General features: G+C 51.6%; 18 protein-coding genes. 6 read left to right on the plus strand and 12 right to left on the minus strand.

Going from position 1 to position 21,702, the window contains the following annotated elements; translation table 11 throughout:
• Window positions 1–3 precede the first annotated feature (3 nt).
• The 6 genes from DUD43_RS17245 (at window position 4) to pgi (ending at window position 6,286) form a co-directional block, all read left to right on the plus strand.
• Complete coding sequence (locus DUD43_RS17245; protein WP_228125835.1) at window positions 4–1,344, plus strand: nitrous oxide reductase family maturation protein NosD; 1,341 nt, start codon at window positions 4–6, stop codon at window positions 1,342–1,344.
• Window positions 1,328–2,239, plus strand: a complete 912-nt coding sequence (locus DUD43_RS17250) for an ABC transporter ATP-binding protein (RefSeq protein WP_153231242.1) — start codon at window positions 1,328–1,330, stop codon at window positions 2,237–2,239. The genes DUD43_RS17245 and DUD43_RS17250 overlap by 17 nt, the downstream gene beginning before the upstream one ends.
• Before the next feature lie 3 nt (window positions 2,240–2,242).
• A complete protein-coding gene (locus DUD43_RS17255; RefSeq protein WP_153231243.1) occupies window positions 2,243–3,073 on the plus strand; it encodes an ABC transporter permease in 831 nt (276 codons plus the stop codon).
• Window positions 3,070–3,585 (plus strand): nitrous oxide reductase accessory protein NosL, encoded by a 516-nt coding sequence (locus DUD43_RS17260; protein ID WP_153231244.1) that lies wholly within the window; start codon window positions 3,070–3,072, stop codon window positions 3,583–3,585. The genes DUD43_RS17255 and DUD43_RS17260 overlap by 4 nt, the downstream gene beginning before the upstream one ends.
• A gap of 32 nt (window positions 3,586–3,617) precedes the next feature.
• On the plus strand, window positions 3,618–4,625 hold the full coding sequence (locus DUD43_RS17265; protein ID WP_153231245.1) for an FAD:protein FMN transferase: 1,008 nt from the start codon (window positions 3,618–3,620) through the stop codon (window positions 4,623–4,625).
• Between the two features lie 89 nt (window positions 4,626–4,714).
• The gene (gene pgi, locus DUD43_RS17270; RefSeq protein ID WP_153231246.1) at window positions 4,715–6,286 is read left to right on the plus strand and encodes a glucose-6-phosphate isomerase; all 1,572 of its coding nucleotides are present in this window, start codon (window positions 4,715–4,717) and stop codon (window positions 6,284–6,286) included.
• A 148-nt stretch (window positions 6,287–6,434) separates the two neighbouring features.
• Here the strand turns inward: pgi and DUD43_RS17275 are convergent, their stop codons facing one another.
• The 12 genes from DUD43_RS17275 to DUD43_RS17330 form a co-directional block, all read right to left on the minus strand.
• A complete protein-coding gene (locus DUD43_RS17275) occupies window positions 6,435–7,676 on the minus strand; it encodes a hypothetical protein (protein ID WP_153231247.1) in 1,242 nt (413 codons plus the stop codon).
• A 103-nt stretch (window positions 7,677–7,779) separates the two neighbouring features.
• Window positions 7,780–9,327: an LTA synthase family protein gene (locus tag DUD43_RS17280; protein WP_153231248.1), complete on the minus strand. Its 1,548-nt coding sequence runs from the start codon at window positions 9,325–9,327 to the stop codon at window positions 7,780–7,782.
• Complete coding sequence (locus tag DUD43_RS17285; protein ID WP_153231249.1) at window positions 9,317–10,090, minus strand: SDR family NAD(P)-dependent oxidoreductase; 774 nt, start codon at window positions 10,088–10,090, stop codon at window positions 9,317–9,319. The genes DUD43_RS17280 and DUD43_RS17285 overlap by 11 nt, the downstream gene beginning before the upstream one ends.
• The gene (locus tag DUD43_RS17290; RefSeq protein ID WP_153231250.1) at window positions 10,077–11,555 is read right to left on the minus strand and encodes a glycosyltransferase; all 1,479 of its coding nucleotides are present in this window, start codon (window positions 11,553–11,555) and stop codon (window positions 10,077–10,079) included. Before DUD43_RS17290 ends, DUD43_RS17285 begins: the two co-directional genes overlap by 14 nt.
• A 15-nt stretch (window positions 11,556–11,570) precedes the next feature.
• On the minus strand, window positions 11,571–12,656 hold the full coding sequence (locus DUD43_RS17295) for a CgeB family protein (RefSeq protein ID WP_153231251.1): 1,086 nt from the start codon (window positions 12,654–12,656) through the stop codon (window positions 11,571–11,573).
• A complete protein-coding gene (locus tag DUD43_RS17300; RefSeq protein WP_228125836.1) occupies window positions 12,653–13,897 on the minus strand; it encodes a glycosyltransferase in 1,245 nt (414 codons plus the stop codon). The genes DUD43_RS17295 and DUD43_RS17300 overlap by 4 nt, the downstream gene beginning before the upstream one ends.
• 76 nt (window positions 13,898–13,973) lie before the next feature.
• Window positions 13,974–14,960: a polysaccharide deacetylase gene (locus tag DUD43_RS17305; protein ID WP_153231253.1), complete on the minus strand. Its 987-nt coding sequence runs from the start codon at window positions 14,958–14,960 to the stop codon at window positions 13,974–13,976.
• Complete coding sequence (locus DUD43_RS17310; protein ID WP_228125837.1) at window positions 14,957–15,709, minus strand: polysaccharide deacetylase; 753 nt, start codon at window positions 15,707–15,709, stop codon at window positions 14,957–14,959. Before DUD43_RS17310 ends, DUD43_RS17305 begins: the two co-directional genes overlap by 4 nt.
• Before the next feature lie 257 nt (window positions 15,710–15,966).
• Window positions 15,967–17,343 carry a glycosyltransferase gene (locus DUD43_RS17315; RefSeq protein WP_153231255.1) on the minus strand — a complete coding sequence of 459 codons (1,377 nt, stop codon included), beginning with the start codon at window positions 17,341–17,343 and terminating at the stop codon, window positions 15,967–15,969.
• Window positions 17,344–17,400: 57 nt separating this feature from the next.
• A complete protein-coding gene (locus DUD43_RS17320) occupies window positions 17,401–18,192 on the minus strand; it encodes a hypothetical protein (protein WP_153231256.1) in 792 nt (263 codons plus the stop codon).
• Window positions 18,193–18,206: 14 nt separating this feature from the next.
• Entirely contained in the window at window positions 18,207–19,724 is a 1,518-nt protein-coding gene (locus tag DUD43_RS17325; protein WP_153231257.1) for a polysaccharide deacetylase family protein, read from the minus strand.
• A 14-nt stretch (window positions 19,725–19,738) separates the two neighbouring features.
• On the minus strand, window positions 19,739–21,658 hold the full coding sequence (locus DUD43_RS17330; RefSeq protein ID WP_153231258.1) for a glycosyltransferase family protein: 1,920 nt from the start codon (window positions 21,656–21,658) through the stop codon (window positions 19,739–19,741).
• Window positions 21,659–21,702 lie beyond the last annotated feature (44 nt).

The following is a 21,702-nucleotide window of genomic DNA, read 5'->3' on the forward strand; positions in this document are numbered from 1 at the left end:
GACATGAAGCCTTCTCACCTGCTCCCCACCCGTGCACGATGCCTCAGCCCAACTCTGGTGCTGAGGCTGGCCGTCAAGCCGCTTACGATCCTGGCCCTTGCGGCCAGTGGTCTGGCTGCTCAAGCGGCCACCATTGAGGTGCCCGCCGATACCGCGCTGCAAGCCGCCATCGATGCTGCCCAAGCCGGCGACATTCTGGTGCTGGCTCCCGGCACGTATCAAGGCAATATCATCGTGAACAAACCTTTGACGCTTCAAGGCCCCAGCAACCGGCAAGCCGTGTTGATGGGCGAGCGTGAAGGCCGCACGGTGTGGGTGCAGGCGGAAGATGTGCAGATACGTCAGATCACCGTGCGTAATTCCGGCTTGAGCCTGCCCGATATGGATGCGGGCATCTTCCTGGACAAGCCCGCCCATAACGCCCTGATCGAGAACAACGACATCCTCGACAATCTGGTTGGGGTGTACGTCTGGGGGCCCCACAACGCGCTGGTGCAACACAACACCATCGTGGGCAATAAAGAGCTGCGCCTGAACGAACGCGGCAATGGCGTCACGCTGTGGAACTCCCCCGGCTCACGCATTTTGTACAACGATATTTCCTGGGGTCGCGACGGCATTTTTTCCAATACCAGCCGCGACAACGTCTTCAGCCATAACCGCTTTACCCAGCTACGCTATGCGGTGCACTACATGTATACCAATAACAGCGAGGTCAGCAGCAATGTCTCCATAGGCAATGACATTGCTTATGCCCTGATGTTTTCGCAGTTCCTGACGGTACGTGAAAACATCAGTATCAACAGTACACATCAGGGCTTGATGCTCAATGCCGCCCAGCAATCGACCATTACCGACAATATTGTGGACGGGGCCGAGAAAGGCGTTTTTCTCTACAACGCCAACTTCAACAAGATCTCCGGCAACCTGATTCAGAACACCCAGATCGGGGTGCACTACACCGCCGGTTCCGAAGGCAATGAGATCACGGAAAACGCCTTCATCCAGAACCAGAATCAGGTGAAGTATGTGGGCACCCGCTACCTGGAATGGTCCAGCAAAGACCGGGGCAATTACTGGAGCGATCACAGCGCCTTTGACCTGAACGGTGATGGCATCGGTGACACCGCTTATCGCCCCAATGGCCTTATTGAACAACTGGTCTGGCGAGCCCCTTCCGCCCGTGTGCTTTTGAACAGCCCCGCCGTCTCCATTGTGCGCTGGGCGCAAACCCAATTTCCTGCCATTTTGCCCGGCGGCATCATCGATAGCGCACCGCTGATGCGTGCGCCCGAGAATCCCGTCTGGGAGCGCTACAAGGCCAATCATGACTCCATCCAATAACTGTACGGCTCCTGTCGCGCTGGCCAATGTCAGCAAGCTGTATGGCCAGCAGCGTGCCGCCAACGCGGTGAACTTCGAGCTTTACCCCGGCCAATGCACGGTACTGGCTGGCCACAATGGCGCGGGCAAAAGTACCGTCATCAAGCTGATTCTTGGTCTGATCCGCGCCGATGAAGGCAAGGTCACCTTACTGGACCACGATGCAGGTTCATCCCAGGCTGCCCGGCTGCGAGCCCATATCGGCTACCTGCCTGAAACCGTCGCCTTGCACCCTGCCTTGACCGGCACCGAAACACTGGCGTTTTACGCGCGCCTGAAAGGCCTGCCTACCAGTGACAACCAGGCTTTGCTGGCACGTGTCGGCATTGCCCAAGCGGCTCACAAGCGCGTAGGAACCTACTCCAAAGGCATGCGCCAACGGCTGGCACTAGCCCAAACCCTGCTAGGCAAACCCCGTGTGCTTTTGCTGGATGAGCCCACAACCGGGCTGGACCCGGCCTCCCGTCTGCTGTTCTACGAAATTGTGCAAGAACTGCGCGATGCCGGGGCCACCATCCTGCTCAGCACCCACGCTCTGGCGGAGATGGAGCGTCTGGCTGACCGCATCATCGTGATGCAACAAGGAAGAAAAATTGCCGATGGCACCTTGTCCGAACTGCGCCAACACGCAGGCTTGCCGGTACGTATTCGCCTGACCGTAGAGCAAATCCCCGATTCTGTTCCACAGCACTGGAATGTCATCGGAGCCAATCGTCTGGAGCGTCATTGCACCGAAGCTGAAAAAATCCAGATCTTGCGCGAAGCGCATGCCATCCCGGGATTGACCGACCTGGAGCTGGAATCCCCCGGTCTGGACGAGTTGTATGCGCACTTTTTAAAGCGCGAGGATTACTAAGCCATGAACCCTGTCCTGATCATCATCCAAAAGGAAGTGCGCGACGGACTGCGCAATCGTTGGGTACTGGCGGTCACCCTCTTGCTGGCCGCACTGGCTTTGTCTCTGGGTTTTCTGGGCAGCGCCCCCACCGGCAGCGTCAAGGTAGATCCCTTGACAGTCACGGTTGTCAGCCTGTCCAGCCTGTCTATTTTCCTGATCCCGCTGATCGCCATGCTGCTGTCCTACGACGCCATTGTGGGCGAGATCGAACGCGGCACCATGTCCTTGCTGCTTAGCTACCCCGTCCATCGCTGGCAGGTTCTGGTCGGCAAATTCCTGGGCCACGCCCTGATCCTGAGCCTGTCTACGGTGGTGGGCTACGGTCTGGCAGGCATCACCTTGCAAATAGCACATGGCGGCCTGGACTTCAGCGTATGGACGCCCTTTCTGGCCATGATGGGGGCCAGCATTCTGCTCGGTGCCAGCTTCCTGTCCATGGGCTATTTCATCAGCACCCTGGTCAGAGAACGGGCAACGGCGGCCGGGCTGGCCATCGGTATCTGGCTGTTCTTTGTGGTGATTTATGACATGGCTCTGCTGGGTATTCTGGTTGCCGATCAAGGCGCCATGATCACCGCTTCCTGGCTGAATATCATCCTGCTATTCAACCCCACCGACGTGTACCGCCTGCTGAATCTGACCGGCTATGAGAATGTAGCCATGTTTGCAGGCATGGCCGGTTTAAGTGAACAGGCTCGCCTGCCCGCCAGCATGTTGATGAGCGTTCTGCTGCTCTGGATCGCCGTGCCTTTTGGTCTGGCAAGCCTGGTATTCAAAAGAAAAGCACTATGAAAAAACTGCGCACCCTTCTGTTGCTGTGCCTGGGTCTGGTACTGGCCGCTTGCGGTCAACCTGAGCCTATACAGGCCCCACCGTCGCCCGTCGTCCAGATCCCCCAAACCGCCGTAGGCCACTACTGCGGCATGTACCTGTTCGAGCACCAAGGCCCCAAAGGGCAGATTCTTCTGCGCGAACGCGAAGCGCCGCTCTGGTTCACCACCATACGCGAGGTCTTTGCCTACACCATGCTGCCTGAAGAATCCAAAGCCATTGCCGCCACCTACGTGCAAGACATGGCCCAACGCGACCAGGATGGTCAGTTCCCCGAACAAGCCTGGATACCAGCACAAGATGCCTGGTATCTGATCTACAGCCGCTATACCGGCGGCATGGGCACCATCGATGCCCTGCCCTTTAGCCTGGAGCAGGCCGCCAAGGACTTCCAGCAACAACATGGCGGCCAACTGGTTCGCTTTGCCGACATGCCGGAGAACTACATCTTTGGTGCGGTCGCGCTGCCTTGAAACGCTTATCTTCCTGATCCCAGGTATTTGCCATGACTTCTACTCCTGTTTCCCGTCGTCGTTTTATCGGTATCGTGGCCGCGACCAGCGCCCTGACTTGTGTGCCGTGGGCCGCCAAAGCGATGCAAGCAGCCACGACCCCGCTCAGCTCCTGGCAAGGTGTGGCTTTGGGTGCGGACGCACAACTGCATATCCATCACCCCGATCCGGTTTTTGCTCAAACCTTGATCGATCAAGCCCTGTCCGAAGTGCGACGGCTAGAGCGGATATTCAGTCTGTATGAAGAAGACAGCGCCTTGCGACGCCTGAACCGCGACGGCTATCTGAAGCAAGCGCCCGGTGATCTGACGCGACTGCTGCTGGAGTCTCAGCGCCTGAGTGAATTAACGAACGGGGCCTTTGATCCAACCGTGCAGGTACTCTGGGAACTGTATAGCCAGGCAGCTCAACGCAAAGATAAAGCCTCCATCCCTGATGCTGCCGAGATCAGCCAAACGCTGCAACAAGTCGGCTACCAGGCCATCCACATTCAGGACGACACCGTTCAACTACAGCACCCCGGCATGGCTCTGACCCTGAACGGAATTGCCCAAGGCTACATTACCGACCGCATCACCGAGCAGTTGAAACAAGCAGGACTGGAGCATGCCCTGGTCGATATGGGCGAGATACGCAGTCTAGGCATGGCTCCGGGCAATCGCCCCTGGCGCGTCGGCTTGGCAGGCGACCAGGCCGAGCCTGCCAGCTTGTTGAATCTGGATGTGCACAATCAGGCGGTCAGCACCTCCTCAGGGTCAGGCACTGCACTTAGCCGCGATGGCTCGGTCACCCATCTGTTCAACCCCGCCAATGGTCAGGCCCGGCCTTTGTATCGCAGTGTCTCTGTCGTGGCCGGAAATGCCACGATTGCCGACGCCCTGTCCACGGCTTTTTCTTGGATGTCACCGCCAGAGATTGCACTGGTATTGGCTAGTGACCCCGGTTTGCGCGCATGGGTGCTGCCCTACGATGGGAATCAGCTAGTGCCCATGCACTCGTAAACACCAAGACAAACCCGCTTACCGGCAGACGCTCAAGCCCGATAAAGCCTCGTACAATGGCGGTTTCGTCTACTGCAGGCCAAATCCCCATGCCCCTGAACGCTGAAACCCTTCCCTCTGCTGCCCCTTTGCCCGGCCTGCCAGAATGGACCGGGTTTTGCGAGGCAGCGCGCCAGTCCGATCGTTACGCGCTGGACCTGCATTGTTTGAAGGCAGCAGGCTTGCAAGTGGACTTGAGTGGACAGCGACACTCGCCGGAATTGCAGGCAGCCGGAGCCGCTCTTTTGACTGCCCGTCACTTCGACCAGGCGCGCAAGCTGCTGCTGAACGGCGGCATCATCAACAGCACCGAACACCGCGCCGCCTGGCACAGCGCCCTGCGCGCTCCCGCCCCCATGGCGGAAGTCGCCAAGGAACGCGAGCGCATGAACGAGTTCGTGCGCGTAGCCGACTCTGAGCGCCGCTGGCGCAACATTATTCATATCGGTATTGGTGGCAGCGACTGGGGCGTGCGCCTGTCCCTGGCGGCCTTTGGCTATCGCCACAGTTGGCGTAACGTACGCTTCCTGGCCAATATCGACGGCCATGCGCTGGAACATGCCTTATCGGGCATGGACCCTCACGACACCTTGATCGTGATTGCCTCCAAGTCCTTCACCACCACCGAGACCCTGAAGAACGGCCAGCGTGCCCTGGAATGGCTGCAAGCAGCTGGCGTTGCCAACCCCTACGAACAAATCGTTGCCGTCACCGCCCGCCCTGAAACCGCCTCCAACTGGGGCGTGCCACAAAAACAAATCTTCCAGTTCTGGGATTGGGTGGGTGGACGCTTTTCACTATGGTCTGCTGTCAGCCTGACCACGGCCCTGGCCGTCAGCAGTGATGTCGTCGCTGGCATGCTGTCGGGCGCTGCCGCCATGGACCAGCACTTTCAGGAAGCCCCCATCGCCACCAATGTGCCCGTACAAATGGCACTGGCCGGCGTGGTCAACCGCAGTGTGCTGGGCTATGGGTCCTTGAACGTTTCGCCCTACGACTTCCGCCTGGGCAATCTGGTGCCCTACATTCAGCAGCTGGACATGGAGTCCTTGGGCAAGTCCGTCACCACCAGTGGAGAACCCGTTGGCTTAGCCACCGGCGCAGCTGTCTGGGGACTGGCTGGAACAGACGCGCAACATACCTTCTACCAATGGCTGCACCAAGGCAGCGATGGCGCTCCTGTGGACTTTATCGTGTGCCAGCAGGCGGATCACAACCAGGCCGAGCACCATAACCTGCTGCTGGCGAACTGCCTGGCGCAGCGCGAAGCCTTGATGCGCGGCAAAACCTACGAGCAGGCCCTGGCCGAATGCGAACAGCAGGGTCTGGGTGAGCAAGCGGCCGAGCTAGCCCATCACCGGGTGCACTCGGGCGGACGCCCCAACACGCTGATCGTTTTGCCCCGCCTGAACCCCTTCTCACTAGGCGCCTTGCTGGCCTTGTACGAGCACAAGATTTTTGTGCAGGCCTTGATCTGGGGGATCAACCCCTTTGACCAATGGGGTGTGGAATACGGGAAAGTATTGGCGAACGGGATTTTGCAGGAGCTGTCGGGAGAGAAGGAAACCTCTGCCGAACATGATGCGTCTACCCGGCATTGGATAAAGATATTCCAGGGCTAAGCGAGTATCAAAACTCGTCGGTTAACTTGCCAGCATTAACACGCTAGCCCAATAATCCACACTAAGAAAACTGGGCTAGACTCTCCACCCTGAATCGTTAACGCAACTCAGGAAAACATCTTTCCCCAATCGCCCACTGTACCTGCGCTTACACAGGCCGGTCTTTAGTCGCCAGGTGATTTCTCTCAAGCTCCAAGGCCACATCCAAGGGGCCTTTCCCTACAAGCAACAGAGTTAGTCCCGCCGCAATCATGTCTTTTGATGGGGGTACATGTCCGTCGCCCCAATCACCTTCCCAATAGGCAACTTTTTGGTTGAATGACAGAACATCCTCTGATGCTTTCTCACCAACCCCAAATTTTTCCAAAAAGGGTTTGGCATGGGACTCGACGTGCCAGTCACTCTTATTTTGCAAATATAAAATAGAGCGTTGTCCCACCATAACAGAAGCACGAGAGTCCAGGCTATAAATGACTCCAGATGTATCTAATGTGCTTTGTATATCCGCAGAACCAGAAAGCGAAGGGAATGCCACATCCAAGTAACGCTGTACCGATTTAGGGGTATAGCGCGACAGTGACGTTTGCGGATTCCACACAAATGCTGATGCACGTGGTGTTTGAATCAAACTCAACGTGAGTAACGATGCAAAGCCTCCACCAGACCCTCCCATCAGGATCAAATGTGCTCCGGTTTGCTCAACAAAGGCATCCAGCAAGCCTGCGATACGCTTTGGAAGGTCTACAAAGCCCTCATGGCCTGCATACCAACCCAAAAAAAGTCGATGTGATCGAGTCAACGAAGGATCAGCGACCGATATCACCGGAGCGCCAAGTTTTTTTGCAATCTCGACTCCAGAAAAAAATGGTGCCGAAGTCCCTTCCCGAGATGTCAGAGCTCCACTGAAACAAACCAAAACTGCCGGACTGCTTGCTAACTTATCCATACCACTGAGCAGAAGGTCTGCATGAAGCTCACCTGCTGTGAAGTGATACAACCCATCAACAAACTCCTCCTCCACCCAAGGAGCGCCTAAATCACGCTCAAATAACGGACGTTGGCTCCAACGTCTTAAATCATAAGGGGGGCCATTTTGTACGACGCGTTCCGAGTCCAGTGTCCTAGTGGAAGGGCCAGCACTTTCAGTGGCCGCCTTTTTTATAAACACCCGGGCCTGATAACGCCCTGCAACTCCATCGTTAGCAAACTTTGCAGTCAGGCTCTTTTCATACCAACGATGGGCTACCCGAACGCCATTTCTAAGCAAATAAAAAGCGTAGGTCACACCCTCGGAAGATCCTGCAGGTACCTTAAATTGAGCAACCCAATTTTGACCATCCAAGGTTAAGCAGACCTCGGGGGTTTCAACAAACTCAACCATCAAATCCATCCCTTCTTATGTGGCATGCCTCCATGCCAAGACGTTAAGAAACTGACTACGCCTTCATACACCTATGACGCCGTTCAAACTCACGACGCAATTTTTCACCGCATCAGCCCAAAGATACTCCACTAAAGCACATCCACTCTCGCGCCAGATCATGAATCGCCGCATCCCGATGCGGCGTTCTTGTCTGACCCTGCGTGGAGTTCCAGATAAAGTAATCCACATCTCCACACGGAGTCCCCAGAGCTGCGTAGACCGAGGGCATGATGGGGACGTGGTCGCCATACCAGCACAGGCTGGCGGGCCTATCCGATGCACTCAAGGCTCCGCGCAAACGTGTCAGCATGGCATCTGCATTGCGGATATGGCGCAAGTAAATCGTCAGGTCCTCACAACCTTGCGGAGGTGGTTGATGGTACAAGGCATCGATATCACCCGCAGCGACTTTTTCCAGATGCAAAGGCCCGTGATTCTCCATCGTGATCACATGTATGAATACCGGCCCTGTGGCCTGCTCCAGCACACTGGCGACTTTATCCGCCACCGCCAGATCGCCAATATAAGGGCCGGTACGCTCCACATCGGCAAAAGCCTTGATGTCCAGAAACTCGTCAAAACCAAATAGCGGAAATACTCGATTACGCTGGTAAAAGCTGGCGGGGTAAGGGTGAATACAAATTGTCCGGTAGCCCTGCTGCTTCAACCAGGAAGCCAACGTCGCCACCGACCATCCCGCACATACGGCGCGATAGGGGTTGAAGCGGTGCACACCCAGAGCACTGTTTTCAATACCGCTCAAGAAGGAAAACTCCGAGCGCACCGTGTTGGCCCCCCAGGCGGGAACCTGCAAATATCCACTGGCCACCGCTTCGGATTTGAAGCGATCAAACTCCGCCAGAATCTCTGGCCGAATCCCATCAGATATCCGCCGAGCATCAAAGAAAGACTCGCTTTGTACTGAAACCAGATGAGGCAGATCGGCTGAGGAATCCGCGCCGGCCAAAACAGACGCGGGCGTTGAGGCAGCACCTGCAAAAGGAGAAGACAAGCTTGGGCGCTCCCGCCCTTGCTGCCAATAACGCCAGAAACTGGCTAACAGCCCCAGGGCCTGCACATCCTGCTCCGGTGCAATCTGCACCATCAAACGCGCGCTATTACCCCAAAGCAGCAAGCCAAGACTCAGCACAGCAAGCAGAGCCAAGGCTCCCCATTGCGCTGTCCAGGCAGCCCGCAAGGCGGGCACTGCTTCCAGCCATAAACCAATCGTCAAAGCAGCAATAAAGCCCGCTGCTGCCAGAAAGAACTTCCCCCACCCCAGAAAAGGAATATAGAGCCGAGGGTGACGGATCGCATCCGTAAAATACTCGTAGTCCTGGAACACAAAGGCTTCACGCAAAGCCTTGAACTTGGCGTTGCTGACCACGACCAGCAGCAGGAAAAACGCGCACAGCAAGGCCGTGGCAAAGATAGGCCGCCCCAACACGAAAACCAGCACGACATACGCCAAGCCATACAGGCCAACATGCAAAGCCCAGGCCGCCGCAGGACGACGCAAGCTGGCTGCCGTTTGCAAGAAACGCTCCAGCCCAACTGTCAGGGCCAGTCCCAACAAGGCCGCCAGGATTGCACTCCAGAATCCGGGCTCAAGCGTCATAACCGATCTTGCTCAGAATAAAGACGGACAAGCGGGCGGGCAGTACAGCCAGAAACCAGCAACCCAGGTTCAAAGGGAAAGGAAAGCTGATGCGCGCTTTATTGGCTTTCAGACCACGAGCAATACGCTTGGCGGCTTTTTGCGGGGTCCAGAGAAACGGTTTAGGGCCCGGCATGGCATCGCACATGGGCGAGCTAACGTAGCCTGGCATCACCACATTGACCTTGATCCCCTCCGGGGCCAACCAGCCGCGCAAGCCTTCACCATAAGCTTTGACAGCCGCCTTGCTGGCGCTATAGGACGGAGTGGTGGGCAACCCAAAGTAAGCGGCCAAGGAGCTCATCAGGGCAATCTGACCGCGCCCTCTCGCTCGCATGGCTGGCAGCACAGATTGCACGACGCGCAGCGAGGCCTTCACATTGATATCCAGCAACAGTTCGGTATCTTCCCAGGCCTCCGGCTCGCCGTTGGGACCTACATGGATATTCATGCCAGCATTCACGATGACAAGATCAAACGCAGCGCATTGCGACAACCAATCATGCAAGGCATCCAGATCACGCAAATCCAGCTGATGCGTCTGTACCTGCGCACCCGCCTGCCGGCAGCGCTCGGCCAAAGGCTCCAGAATCGCGGCATTGCGACCATGCAAAGTCAGCTCTGTACCGGGCTTGGCGTAGTAAAGCGCCAGCTCGCCACCAATGGCACTGGTGGCACCAGTAATCAGAATCCGTTCCTGCCTTGCTGGTTCAGCTACGCCCACGCGCTCTCCTTTCTTGAAAGGACCAGTACAAAACCATGCCAAAGCCTACGCAAACCGTCGCATTCAAGGGAATCAACAAGTAATTGCCCATGTGTATGGCCACATACAGGGCCAATGCCGAATACAGGAAGGTGAACACTTCACCAATCAGCAAATACAGGTTGATGCGGGGCTGTCTAGCGGCCTTCTCGCCTTCGCCTTTGGGGGTGCGGTTAAATTCCCCGTAGACCCTGAAAGCGGCGCGTACTCCACCGACAAAATAATACCAAGCCATGGGCGGGAACATGGCGACATACAAATAGGTGTGCCACAAAGTGCCCAACACGCCCGGCCTGTCATCAAAACGCGCCCCTTTGCGAGCCCCAAAGGCATTATTCAAAGCCCAGACAGCGACCAGCAAGAAGAACAGCGGCGCGCCCCACTGCAAGACTACATGATCAAAATTCAACAAATAATTCAGCGGCAGGCTTAGCAAGATCAAGGCATAAATCGATGCCAGCATGACCGATGAAAACATCATGGAAAACGCATGCATACGCTTCATCAGGGGCATGTCCTGCTGCCACATCTGCCCCAGATGTTTGAAGGCACTGTGAATCAGCCCCCGCCCCCAACGCTCCCGCTGTACACGGAAGGCGCTGATGTTCTCGGGCAAGGTGGACATGGACACCACGTCGCGCAAATAGGCATACTTCCAGTCACCAAACTGGGCTCGATAACCCAGGTCCACGTCCTCGGTAATGGTGGAGGCATTCCAACCGCCCAAGGCTTCCACGCAAGCGCGTCGCCAGACACAGGAGCTGCCACTTAAAGAGGCCATGTCCCCATCTTCACTCAGCCCCACCGTCACATACTGCTGGTGGCCCATTTCCATGGCCTGAAAGCGAGTCAAGAAAGAATGATCGCGGTTTTCATAGCCAATACCAGTCTGCAAAAAACCCAGTTTCTCGTCCCTGAAAGGCGGAATGGTTTTCTTCAAGAAGTCAGCTGGCGGCAAAAAGTCCGCATCGAAAATCGCAAAAAACTCGCCCTGGGAATGCTGAATACCGTGCACCAGATTCCCGGCCTTGTAGCCGGAGCGGTCTTCACGCGTAATGCGGCGGATTGGCACACCTTGTCGAGCACGCTGATCCACCTTGTTCTGGGCCAGCTTGGCCGTCCTGTCGGTAGAGTCATCCAGCACCAGAATTTCCAGCGCGGACACCGGATAATCCAGGCGGCAAGCCGCATCAATCAAACGCTCAACAACGGCGGCCTCGTTATAAATCGGCAATAAAACGCTGACCTTGGGATACCAGTCCTGCTGCAAGGAGGCAGACGTCTGCACCAGTTCGCTTAGCTTGCGACGTTCCACCCGGCGCGAGATCAGCAGTACCCGCAGCTCCAGGACCACGTACAGGGCAAAGGCCCCAACAACCAGCAAGAACAGCGCCTGAATCAGGTACGCAAAAATACTCACAATCATGGAAAAAAGCGCACCCTAGAAGCCGACCACATCAGCCAACTCCTGGAGGCGATGCTCCCAGGTGTGGAACTGGCGCACATAAGCTGCCCCCGCCGCCGCACGCTCACAGTCCTGCTTGGTGGGGCCTTGGCGCAGACGGGCAAACAATTCACTGGCCTGCTCACGGGAATGCACCACGTGGCAGAAGTCACGGAAATAGCGATCCACCGCACGGCCAGGATTGGTCACCGCAATGCCCCCACTGGCCAGAATTTCCAGCAAGCGGCGCGAGCACATGGTGTCCGAGTCCGTGACCGAGTTCACGTTCAGGCACATCACATGCTCTTTGTAGATACGCCCTGTCTCGCGATGCGGCACCTGGCCGTGCACCTGCACATGAGTCGAGCGCGGAAAGCGGAACTCGATATGCCGGGACAATCTGTCGTGATTTCTGTCGTAGGCATTCAGCTGCATCTGCGCATCCTCACAGGCCCCGAAAATCATGTCCAGAAAACGGCGACGCTCACTCAAGATACGGCGGTAATAACTGCCGGTAAAACAACCTTCCATGCGCGTGAACTCAAAGCCCGTGAAATTATGAAACGCAGGCTGATACGGCATGCTCAGGGTGTTCACGGGGACATCAGGGTTCAAGCGAGCACGGTAGCGCGGCAAACAATCGCTGTCCGTAGTGAAGACATAATCAAAGGCCTTGGCCACATCAATGAAGTGCTCGAAATACGCCCCGTCGTCCTTGTTCCAGAACACCGTGGGCACGCCCTGATCTTTAGCAAACTGCACAAGCTTGTAAATCGTGCGAGGAGTACGCAAACGGATCAGGCGTGACTGCTTGGCCAGCTCGTAACGCCACGCGCCTCCCAAGCCATGAAACACGGACTCCACAAAGAGCAGATCGGGCTTCCAGGAGGAGATGACCTCCTCGTAGTTACGTGGGCTAAGAATACGGATAGAGCACTCGGCCGACAGGCAATCTGCCGTGAAGTAGTCCGAGACCAAAGCCACTTTCAATTGCCCAAACTGCCCTGCAGGCTTGCCGTCTTCGCTGACGGTTGGGTGCGTATAGATGCGCGCCCCCAAAGCCCGGATTGCACGACCGATCATGAGTTAGCCCCGGCCGGCAAAGCATGCACCACAAAATCAGCCCAGCTGCGACGCTGTGTGGCTTCTTCACGCGCCAAAGCGCCATCCTGCGCCAAGACGTCCGGGCCTGCCTGAAAAGTCTCCTCCAGCACTCGGGCCAGATCCTGCACATCACCCGCTTTAAAAAAGCGCACCGAGCGACATGGACCAACTTCATCCTGAAACACGGGCAAATCCGGCACCAGAACAGGCTTGCCCATCGCCATCGCCTCGACCAGCTTGATGGGCGGCACAATGCGGCACACTTCAAAGGGGCGACGAGGAATACACACCAGCGCGGCTTTAGCCTGCAAGCTGCGAGCCTCTTCAGGCGAGACTCGACCGGCAAACAGCACGTGCTTTTCCATACCCAGACTTTGCACCTGAGCCTGCAACTGAGCGCGCGCCTCCCCATCCCCAATAATGGTCAGGGTCAAATCCTTGCCACGGCCTGCCAGATCCGCCACGGCGTCGATCAGAACATCCAGCCCTTCATAAACAATCAGGGAGCCAGCGTAGACAATCGTATTGGGCTGCACATCCTGGGCAGCGCCAGGAACAAAGCGCGAGGGGTCGACACAATTGGGCATCAGTCCCATGCGTGCGGGATCCACATTCCAATGCTGGCGAGCGTATTGGCCCAACTGCTCGGAAATCACAAACAAACGGTCTGCCTGGCTGGCAACCAGACCTTCCAGCTCCAAACCCTGCTTGAAACCTTGGGAATCACGGAACTCCGGCATGCGGGAGGCTCGGCTCAACTCCCACAGCCCGCGCATTTCATATTGGAACGGAATGCCTAACTGACGTGCAGCGATCAAGGCAGGCAAGGCATTGACGTGATTGGAAGCGGCATGGATGACAGCGACGCGTTGCTTGATGGCTTCCTGGGCGATGGAGGTGGCGGCTTCTATGGCGAACTGCATGACAGGGCGATTATTGGCCGGACGTTGCACATGAACGTACTGCACTTGATCCACCACCGTTGTCTGCACCGACGCATCAGCCAATCTATCTTTGCGATCCCACGGGTAACCAGGGCGAGTCAAGACACACACATCGCCGCCTGCTTCCTGCAAAGCCTGAGCGATAGCATGTGTACGAGTGGTATAGCCGCTTATGTGATAAGGCAAGGCACTGGCCGCCACATACAGCATGCGGCCTGGTATCGGCTCATAAGGGGTTTGCACCGACCCACGCTGCTGCGTCTTGCGACGCAACATTCGCACAGTCAAAAACCGATTAAAGGCTAGCCAGGGTTCTCCCAGCAGCCTTTGTAAAAATTTCAGCGCCATCGCCTTAAACCTTTGCCTTCGCCTTCTTGTTTTTTTTCGGTGGAGGCGTGTACTGCGCTAACGATAAATCCACGGACTGCGGCGTGGATATCTTGCCTCGAGCATGCAAATCCAGAAACTCTGCTGTCGTGATCACATCGTAATCCTTGGTCAGGCGCGACAACATCTTGCGATACCCTTCCAGGCGACTATCGTCCCGGTACTCACCCAAACCGTTCTCATCCCAATACAAAAGAGACCAGGAATGCAGCAAGAACACGGCAAAAGACGGGCTACCGCTAACAGCATTTAGCAACAAATTTCCCCACCATGGCCGGAAACGGAAGTAGCGGGACTCTGGGTAAGTCAGCCGAACCCACCAATCTGGCTTACCTAACTTGCCCAGAATCCGCTTCTCGGTCATGGGGACCTCAAGGACACCATTGGACCAAACATAAGGGTCATTGGTGGCCTCGCTATATATGCATTGACCATTGTGCACAGCACATACCGAGTTATTAAAAGACAGCGGAATACCCACTTCTTTCAATGCCCGGATCGTATCGGCATTCCAGCGGAATGAACCTGCACGATGCGCCAAGACCGGCTTTCCCGTTTGCTCTGTCAACAAATCTGCAAAGTGCCGAAAAACAAACTCGGCCCGAGCCTGGTCCGTGTACTGATTCATATACTGTGGACGATTGGACAAGCCATGCTCTTCCCAGAAGCTGTCCGGCAAGTATTCAGGGTGCGTATGCAACTGTACATCCTGCCCCTGCTCATCCAGCCAGCGCACGACTTCCTTAAGCTCGTCCAGGTAAGAGTAGGCACCACACAAGTCTGTAAAAAACACATGCTTGGCACCGAACTCATCACCGATGCGGCACATCTCGGCCACCCCAGCTGTACCCTTCGGAAATCGCCCCCAGATCAGACGATTGACGTGGTCCGCAGACGCGCGCTTGGGCAGCGCCTCCGTATCCACCGTAATCATTGCGTAGCGATCCCTCATACCTGTGCTTCTACATGCTCTAAATTAACTGTTCGTGAAATGTCGATTTTACCCTGCGCATGCAGCTCCAAGAATTCGGCGGTCGTGATGACCTCACAATCCTTGACAAGGCGACGCAGAAATTTGCGGTAACCCTCCAGCAATCGATCATCTCGATATACCGCGTGCCCTGCTTCATCGCGCTCAAGCAAAGACCATGAGTGTAAGAGCACCACCGTGACTGGTGCGGGCTTAGGTGCAAAAGGATGTTTCCAAGCAGGGATGGGGCGTGAGCCGAATTTGAAGTAAGGAGACTCGGGGTAAGTCAGGCTGACCCAACGATCCGGGCGGAAGCCGGGTACTCCGGGTACCCAGCGTTCGGTAACGGGGACTTCGATGACGCCGTTGGACCAGGAGTAAGGAAGGCAGTCGGGCTCACCGTGTACGCCTCTACCGCTTTCCAGGGCACGCATGGATTGGTTGAAGGACAGCGGGATATTGAGTTCTTGCAAGGCACGTATGGTCAGGGCATTCCAGCGAAAGGAGCCTGCACGGTGGGCGAGGACTGGCCTACCCGTTTGCTCTGTCAGCAACTTAGCAAAGTGCTGCACAACAAAACGAGTTCGCGCCACATCCCGATACTGGTTCATAAATCGCGGAATAGCTGGTAACCCTTGTTGTTGCCAAAACACTTTAGGCAATGCTTCAGGATGGGTATGTAACTGCACATCATGGCCGTGAGCACTCAGCCACCGGATGGCTTTTTTCATATGCTCCAACTCCGTATAGCATCCACACATATCCGCAAAAAAAACGTGAGGAGCATTACATTCCGCGCTCAGCTCACATATTTCACGAATACCAGCAGTCCCAGCCTCATGCCTTCCCCAAACCAGGCGGTCAACATAGCTACTCGTAGCTCGACCGGCTAAAGCCTCTGTGTCAACTGTCAACAGTGCATAACGCCCATTCAACATCAAACACTCACGCAGCCAAATAAAACCGATTCAAAAAAAATTTCTATACCTCATACAACAAACTCCAAGCCAACAAACACAACGCTTTTACCCAATGAGTTTCTTACCGAGCAACGAACCTTATACTCGCCTTGCTCATCACAATTAAAGCTGAGCTCCTTATTACTACCATAGGGGACCTTAATCAGAGCGTCACCATTCCGTTCCACCACCCATCCATATCGCAACTCATCATCATCAATGTTGTGCCGAATCCTCACCCCCCCATTAACTCGATGAACCGTTAAAGGCCTTAATTTCAACTCCATGAAATCGCTTTCTTCTTCTTTCTTTTTTTCTTTTATTTCGCAGCTATTAATTTCATAAAATCGATACAGACGCTCTTGCACCATATCATCTCTAAAAAAACTCTCTATGATTTTTTTAGAAAACAATCCCAGCTTCCGTCTGCATGCAGATCCGGACATTAAAATATCTAAATCCGCTTCAATCCTCTTATCAATATCGTCTTCCTGTTCTACTCCAACACCACCAAAATTACTATACACCGCCTTTTGCCAGGTATCAGGACCCACTAAGCCACTATAGGAAGCACTTCCCAACGCAATAGTGGGAGTTCCACAACTCATAGCCTCTAATGCGCAACGACCAGGACCAATCACAACACTACTTCGACTGTACTCTTCGCTAAGATTCCTCCCCTCCAACCAACCCTTATAGACAACACTATTACCTTTTGCCAATATTTTCACTGTTTCCAAAAACTCAGCCTTTAATTTTCCATCTCCAACAATATTCCATATTATTTTTTTTGAATATTTTTTTGACACATAAGAAACAATCTTATAAAAAATATCAAGAATAAATTTCTTATCCGAATCCAATCTAGTAACCAACGAAAAAACCAAATCTTCCGATTGATACTTTCGAGAAGAGTCACAATCAAAAACACTTACATCAACAGCATTAGGGACAACATGAATATGTTCTTCTGGGATTTCCGCCTCTTTCACAAGATAACGTCGGATACCCTCTGAAACAGTAAAAACAGCATCAAAAAAAGAAATATTCTTCCTGATCTCATCAGTGTATTTTCCATGCATCGTCACAACACAAGGAACACCCAGAACTCGAGATACGATCACCCCTAAACGCCTTGAGGAGAACGGATGACAATGCACCAAATTTATTTTTTTTCTGCTATTTATTTCTTTAATTTTTTCAAGAACGCTATAGTAAGAAAACAAAGCATAGTCAGTAACCACAACAGCCACACCAATAGCCCGCAGCCTGTCAGCAAATACCCCCTCTTTACATGCAACGGTTACTTCATTATTTTTTGCCTTCAAGTAAACCGCAGTGGAGTATATATTCTCCTGCAACCCTCCAATCGGAGAGTTAAAAAAAACTGTCAAAAGCACATGCATGGCTAATCCTAAAAAAACTACAATTTCAAATATAAAAAAGAAAAGCCATACAAAAGATCACACCAAGAGACCAGACAGCTCCTCACCCGATATATTCACAAGTTGATCCAGAGAGGGTGGATTATGGCCCAGTTCCTTATCATCAAATATGAACTCCTTTAACGTAATTTGAACCTCACTGGCTTTTAAATGTTCAAAATAGGGTTTCATATGGTTTTCATAATGAAGGTTGTCAGATCTATTTTGAATATAGACAACCTCTGCATCAGGACTCATATTTTTAGAATTCATAGCCAACAAAGATACTCGAGGCTCATCAGTTTTGTCGAAAACATAGCCCTCCCCACCATAACTACTTACAAATTTCGCAACAGAACTTTTTGGTTGATATTTTTTAATATCAGTTTGAGGATTCACCACAATAGCCTTTTGAAAAAAGCCCATATGCAATCCTGACAAAGCAGCAAAACCACCAGCAGAAGACCCAAAAGAAATAACCTTAGCATTCTGGAATCTTTTTTGGACGGAACTCATTACCCCGTTTAGGCTCTTCTGAAGATAACACTCATCCTTCCTGCCTACATACCAACCCAGCGCTAATCCTGCATCTCCATATGTTGCCGGATCAGAAATAATTAATACCGGATGACGAAATTTGCTAGCCCATGTCCATCGTTGAAATGCATATCCATTTTTTCTTTGATCCAGGCTGACTGCACCATTAAAAAAAACCAAAATCTTTGAGTGATCGCTATTATTAAAAAAGAAAAACTCTTCAAAGCATCCAATATTTGATGCTAACAATTCATCAAAGCTAGAAAAATTTGGTATTTTCAATTTAGAATTCATAAAAACCTTGCGCATCAACCAATATTATTCGAACTGCTATCTTGACATATTTTTTTCAAGAGCTTATCTGCTTCTTTCGAATATCTTATTTTCAAGGAATTTTCCAAAAAAGACATGGCTGACTCCGGATCTCCATCCCTAGCAAGAACACGCCCTTTCTCATAATTCCAAACCGAGCATCCATTAAAATCATAGTTTATATCTATGATTTCATTACGCTCCATAACCCCCTCAATAAAGGATTTCAGAACTTTATGCTCACTTAAAACTTGTAAAACGAGATGACCACTAAAAGGAACTTTTACCAAATTAGCATCTTTATAGGCTGGCAAAACCAGGCGCTCTATATATCGAGCATCTTCCCTTTGATGCGGGTCATAGATAATAATAGGATTTCTTTTCGACTTTGGAGCATCAACGAGCTCTAAGTGCTTGAACTCCATGGGATACTTAAGATTATGCTTCAGCATAGGATGAGCTGAATTTTTTGGGGCAGCCGCAATCGCTTGAGCATTAATAATGCCTGCATAATACAGAGCACAATATCCTCCCAAACTTGATCCGTACGTATATACGTCCCTCTCGGCACAGAGAGGTAAGACAGCATCACGAAACTGCTCGAGGCTCAAACCCTGATACTGACTTCCTGCTGCTTGAGCAACGAAAATATGGTGATAACCTTTCTTGATTGCGTAGTCGCTGCCAAATCCGGTGCGTGTTTTACTGGAAGGCAATCCTCCAAAAGTAATAAGCATCTTCTTGGATTCAACAGCAGCCGGATGATAAGTAATTAAGTAACCTTCACCTTCTGCCAAAACCATACCTTCCTGCTCATTCTCTTTTTTTTTATCCTCAATGGAATCATGCTCAAGCATGTCACGAAAGAGCACAGGAGTCAGGCTTCCTTCTCGAACATACTCCTTCACGTAACTCAAAGACTGGTCAAGAAATTCTTTACTATTAGAATATAGGCCACCGGAATCATCATTATCATTGATGCCATGAAACATCAAAACAAGCCATTTATTTTCCAAAATTGCCTTATCTACCAACTTTTTAACTCGCTCAATACTAGATTTGCTATTCAGCGCGTTTGCATAGATTAAGCCATCAGCCTCTCCAATCAAGTTAAGCTTTTCATCAGCCAGCCTAACTTGCTTGTAGTACTTTTTTGCCAAATCAAGAACTTCATCATTGTATTTTGCAAATGGAATATTAATTGCTTCTATTTCTTTACTAACAAATCCATTCAATATTTTTTTACTATGTGACAGCTCATACTCAAGCTCATCATGTGTGAGCTCAGTATATTTTGTTTGATGGTAAACCCCATGAGAGACTATTTCATGACCTCTAGCGTCTGCATCCACAATCTCTCTGGGAGACATATATTTATCCCAAAACTCCGGATTTACTGCTCGATGAGCGATAATCGCCAAACTAGCAGGAATATTATATTTCTCATGCAGAGGCAAAGCCAGATGATAGTTATTCTTCAGCCCATCGTCATATGAGAATGTTATATATGCCATTATTCAAACCTGAATCAAAAATCACAAAAACTGGTATCCAGATAATTAGCCACAACTTGCGTCTGATTACCTGTCAAGAAATACTCATCCGTTACATTCCAAGTATGGCCTGCTGTCTCCCCTCTCCATACAATAAAATTAAACGGATCTGATGCGTAAATCTGAATACCATCTTTCTTAAGACGATCGATCAGATCACTATCCTCACCACGATTTAGCGATTTAAATTTATACTTTTTAAATACATCAGTTTTAAAAATGAAGGTAGCGCCAGCAACAAAATCGACATTCCGATGCTTCATGCCCGGGAATCGCCTAATAAGTTTATTAGCCCCGGAAAGATACATATATATCTCACTCTTTCCAACCAAGCCATAATTTCCAAAGCTGAATGGAATCAACATATCCGAAAGATAGTTAGCAAAGTAGAAATCATCATCATCCATCTTTGCAATATACTCGCCACGAACAAGCTCAGAAGCCTTATTGAAACGTTCACCCAAAGTATCCTCTGAGTTATTTTCAATAATCTCAATCCTCCTGACATTCGATTTTCTGGTTTGCAATTTATTAGTCAACTCATATTTCTGAGCAGCCGTAAACCCTTGGATAACCAATATCAATTCGCAGTTCGTGTAGTTTTGTCGACTTATATTCTCAACGATCCGATCTATCATATTCGGCCGCCTAGTACATGTAATGATACTTACCAGAGGCTTAATATCATGCACCTCATACCCTAAAGCCATTTCTATTGATCGAGCTCTATGACTATAAGTATGTTTGGTCATTACTTCACGATATCCCAAATGTGAAGACTTTTCCCAATAAAACTCATCAGACAACAATTTATCAATAATGACATTTGCTTCCTTGGAGTCGTTAGCGACATGAACGATTCCAGAGAACTGCGCATCAATCGCTTTTGATGGAGTTGACACAACTGGGGTGCCACATGCCAATAGCTCATACACGCGTCTAGACATCATTGTTGGGGAATCAATAATCGTATTGACGTTCAAAAATACTTTGAACTTTTTATACAATTTCACGATTTCCGTAAACGGTACAGCATCCCTGATGAAAGACTGATATTGAGGAGGGAACTTATAACGATCACCTTCAATTTTTGACATGCGATCGTAAATCGCACCATTAAAGTCAATAATTGAGGGAAGCAACGCATCCATTTGTCGCTTACGTTCATCGTGCCCCACACCGTAATACGAGCCGGCAAAACACACTGACTCAGAAGGTAGTCGAAATCGATCAGACGGATTGCATATTTTCTCTTGTGCAGCAAATGGAACCGCATAGACCTCTGCACCCGGCACATCACGGATATAGTCCTTGACCTTATTGGAGTCGGTAGTAAAGATAATGTCCGCAGACTTTGCAATCGGTAGGTACCGATCATAATGCATAGGGTCTTCTTTATTCCAGAAAACCAAAGGCATTTTATTTTTCACATTATCAATTAAATCCAACAATGCCTGTGCATTCGCATGCTTAAGACCAGGAGAGGTAAAAGCATACTCCCATGTCCCTTTATTCCCCTTCCAGCAACTCTCCAGAAAGCAAAAATCTGATGAAGACTCCACAACCTGCTTTTTATAGTTATTCCTATTAATTGGATAACATTTCATTTCATGCCGCCAGCATTCCTCTGAAATCTCATCCAAGATAGATACTGCCCTCAACTTACCGTTCAGTTTTCCCTTATTTTGCAAGAATGCACGCTTTCCAGTTTGACTTAACAAGGCTGCCCCCGCAGCCTTATCTGATCCATGCAGTCTTTCATAGCACAGATCCACATTAACTTTAAAAAACTCGGAACCCAACTTTGCACTCAACTCTCTATAAAGAGCAATAGCAGTTGAATAGTCCCCATTCCGAAAAGCATCTGCAGCTTTTTTTACGCCGGTTTGCGCCATGATTTTAAACTTCCACTTCCAGTTTCATTAGTCAGCAATGAATT

Origin of the sequence: Alcaligenes faecalis (assembly GCF_009497775.1) — a bacterium.
In the GTDB taxonomy this organism is placed as follows: Bacteria; Pseudomonadota; Gammaproteobacteria; order Burkholderiales; family Burkholderiaceae_B; genus Alcaligenes; species Alcaligenes faecalis_D.

Bases quoted from the DNA above. Each gene is read 5' to 3' on its own strand.
- DUD43_RS17245 (WP_228125835.1), top strand. From the start codon at position 4: ATGAAGCCTTCTCACCTGCTCCCCACCCGTGCACGATGCCTCAGCCCA.
- DUD43_RS17250 (WP_153231242.1), top strand. From the start codon at position 1,328: ATGACTCCATCCAATAACTGTACGGCTCCTGTCGCGCTGGCCAATGTC.
- DUD43_RS17255 (WP_153231243.1), top strand. From the start codon at position 2,243: ATGAACCCTGTCCTGATCATCATCCAAAAGGAAGTGCGCGACGGACTG.
- DUD43_RS17260 (WP_153231244.1), top strand. From the start codon at position 3,070: ATGAAAAAACTGCGCACCCTTCTGTTGCTGTGCCTGGGTCTGGTACTG.
- DUD43_RS17265 (WP_153231245.1), top strand. From the start codon at position 3,618: ATGACTTCTACTCCTGTTTCCCGTCGTCGTTTTATCGGTATCGTGGCC.
- pgi (WP_153231246.1), top strand. From the start codon at position 4,715: ATGCCCCTGAACGCTGAAACCCTTCCCTCTGCTGCCCCTTTGCCCGGC.
- DUD43_RS17275 (WP_153231247.1), bottom strand. From the start codon at position 7,676: ATGGATTTGATGGTTGAGTTTGTTGAAACCCCCGAGGTCTGCTTAACC.
- DUD43_RS17280 (WP_153231248.1), bottom strand. From the start codon at position 9,327: ATGACGCTTGAGCCCGGATTCTGGAGTGCAATCCTGGCGGCCTTGTTG.
- DUD43_RS17290 (WP_153231250.1), bottom strand. From the start codon at position 11,555: ATGATTGTGAGTATTTTTGCGTACCTGATTCAGGCGCTGTTCTTGCTG.
- DUD43_RS17295 (WP_153231251.1), bottom strand. From the start codon at position 12,656: ATGATCGGTCGTGCAATCCGGGCTTTGGGGGCGCGCATCTATACGCAC.
- DUD43_RS17300 (WP_228125836.1), bottom strand. From the start codon at position 13,897: ATGTTGCGTCGCAAGACGCAGCAGCGTGGGTCGGTGCAAACCCCTTAT.
- DUD43_RS17305 (WP_153231253.1), bottom strand. From the start codon at position 14,960: ATGAGGGATCGCTACGCAATGATTACGGTGGATACGGAGGCGCTGCCC.
- DUD43_RS17310 (WP_228125837.1), bottom strand. From the start codon at position 15,709: ATGAAAAAAGCCATCCGGTGGCTGAGTGCTCACGGCCATGATGTGCAG.
- DUD43_RS17315 (WP_153231255.1), bottom strand. From the start codon at position 17,343: ATGCATGTGCTTTTGACAGTTTTTTTTAACTCTCCGATTGGAGGGTTG.
- DUD43_RS17320 (WP_153231256.1), bottom strand. From the start codon at position 18,192: ATGAATTCTAAATTGAAAATACCAAATTTTTCTAGCTTTGATGAATTG.
- DUD43_RS17325 (WP_153231257.1), bottom strand. From the start codon at position 19,724: ATGGCATATATAACATTCTCATATGACGATGGGCTGAAGAATAACTAT.
- DUD43_RS17330 (WP_153231258.1), bottom strand. From the start codon at position 21,658: ATGGCGCAAACCGGCGTAAAAAAAGCTGCAGATGCTTTTCGGAATGGG.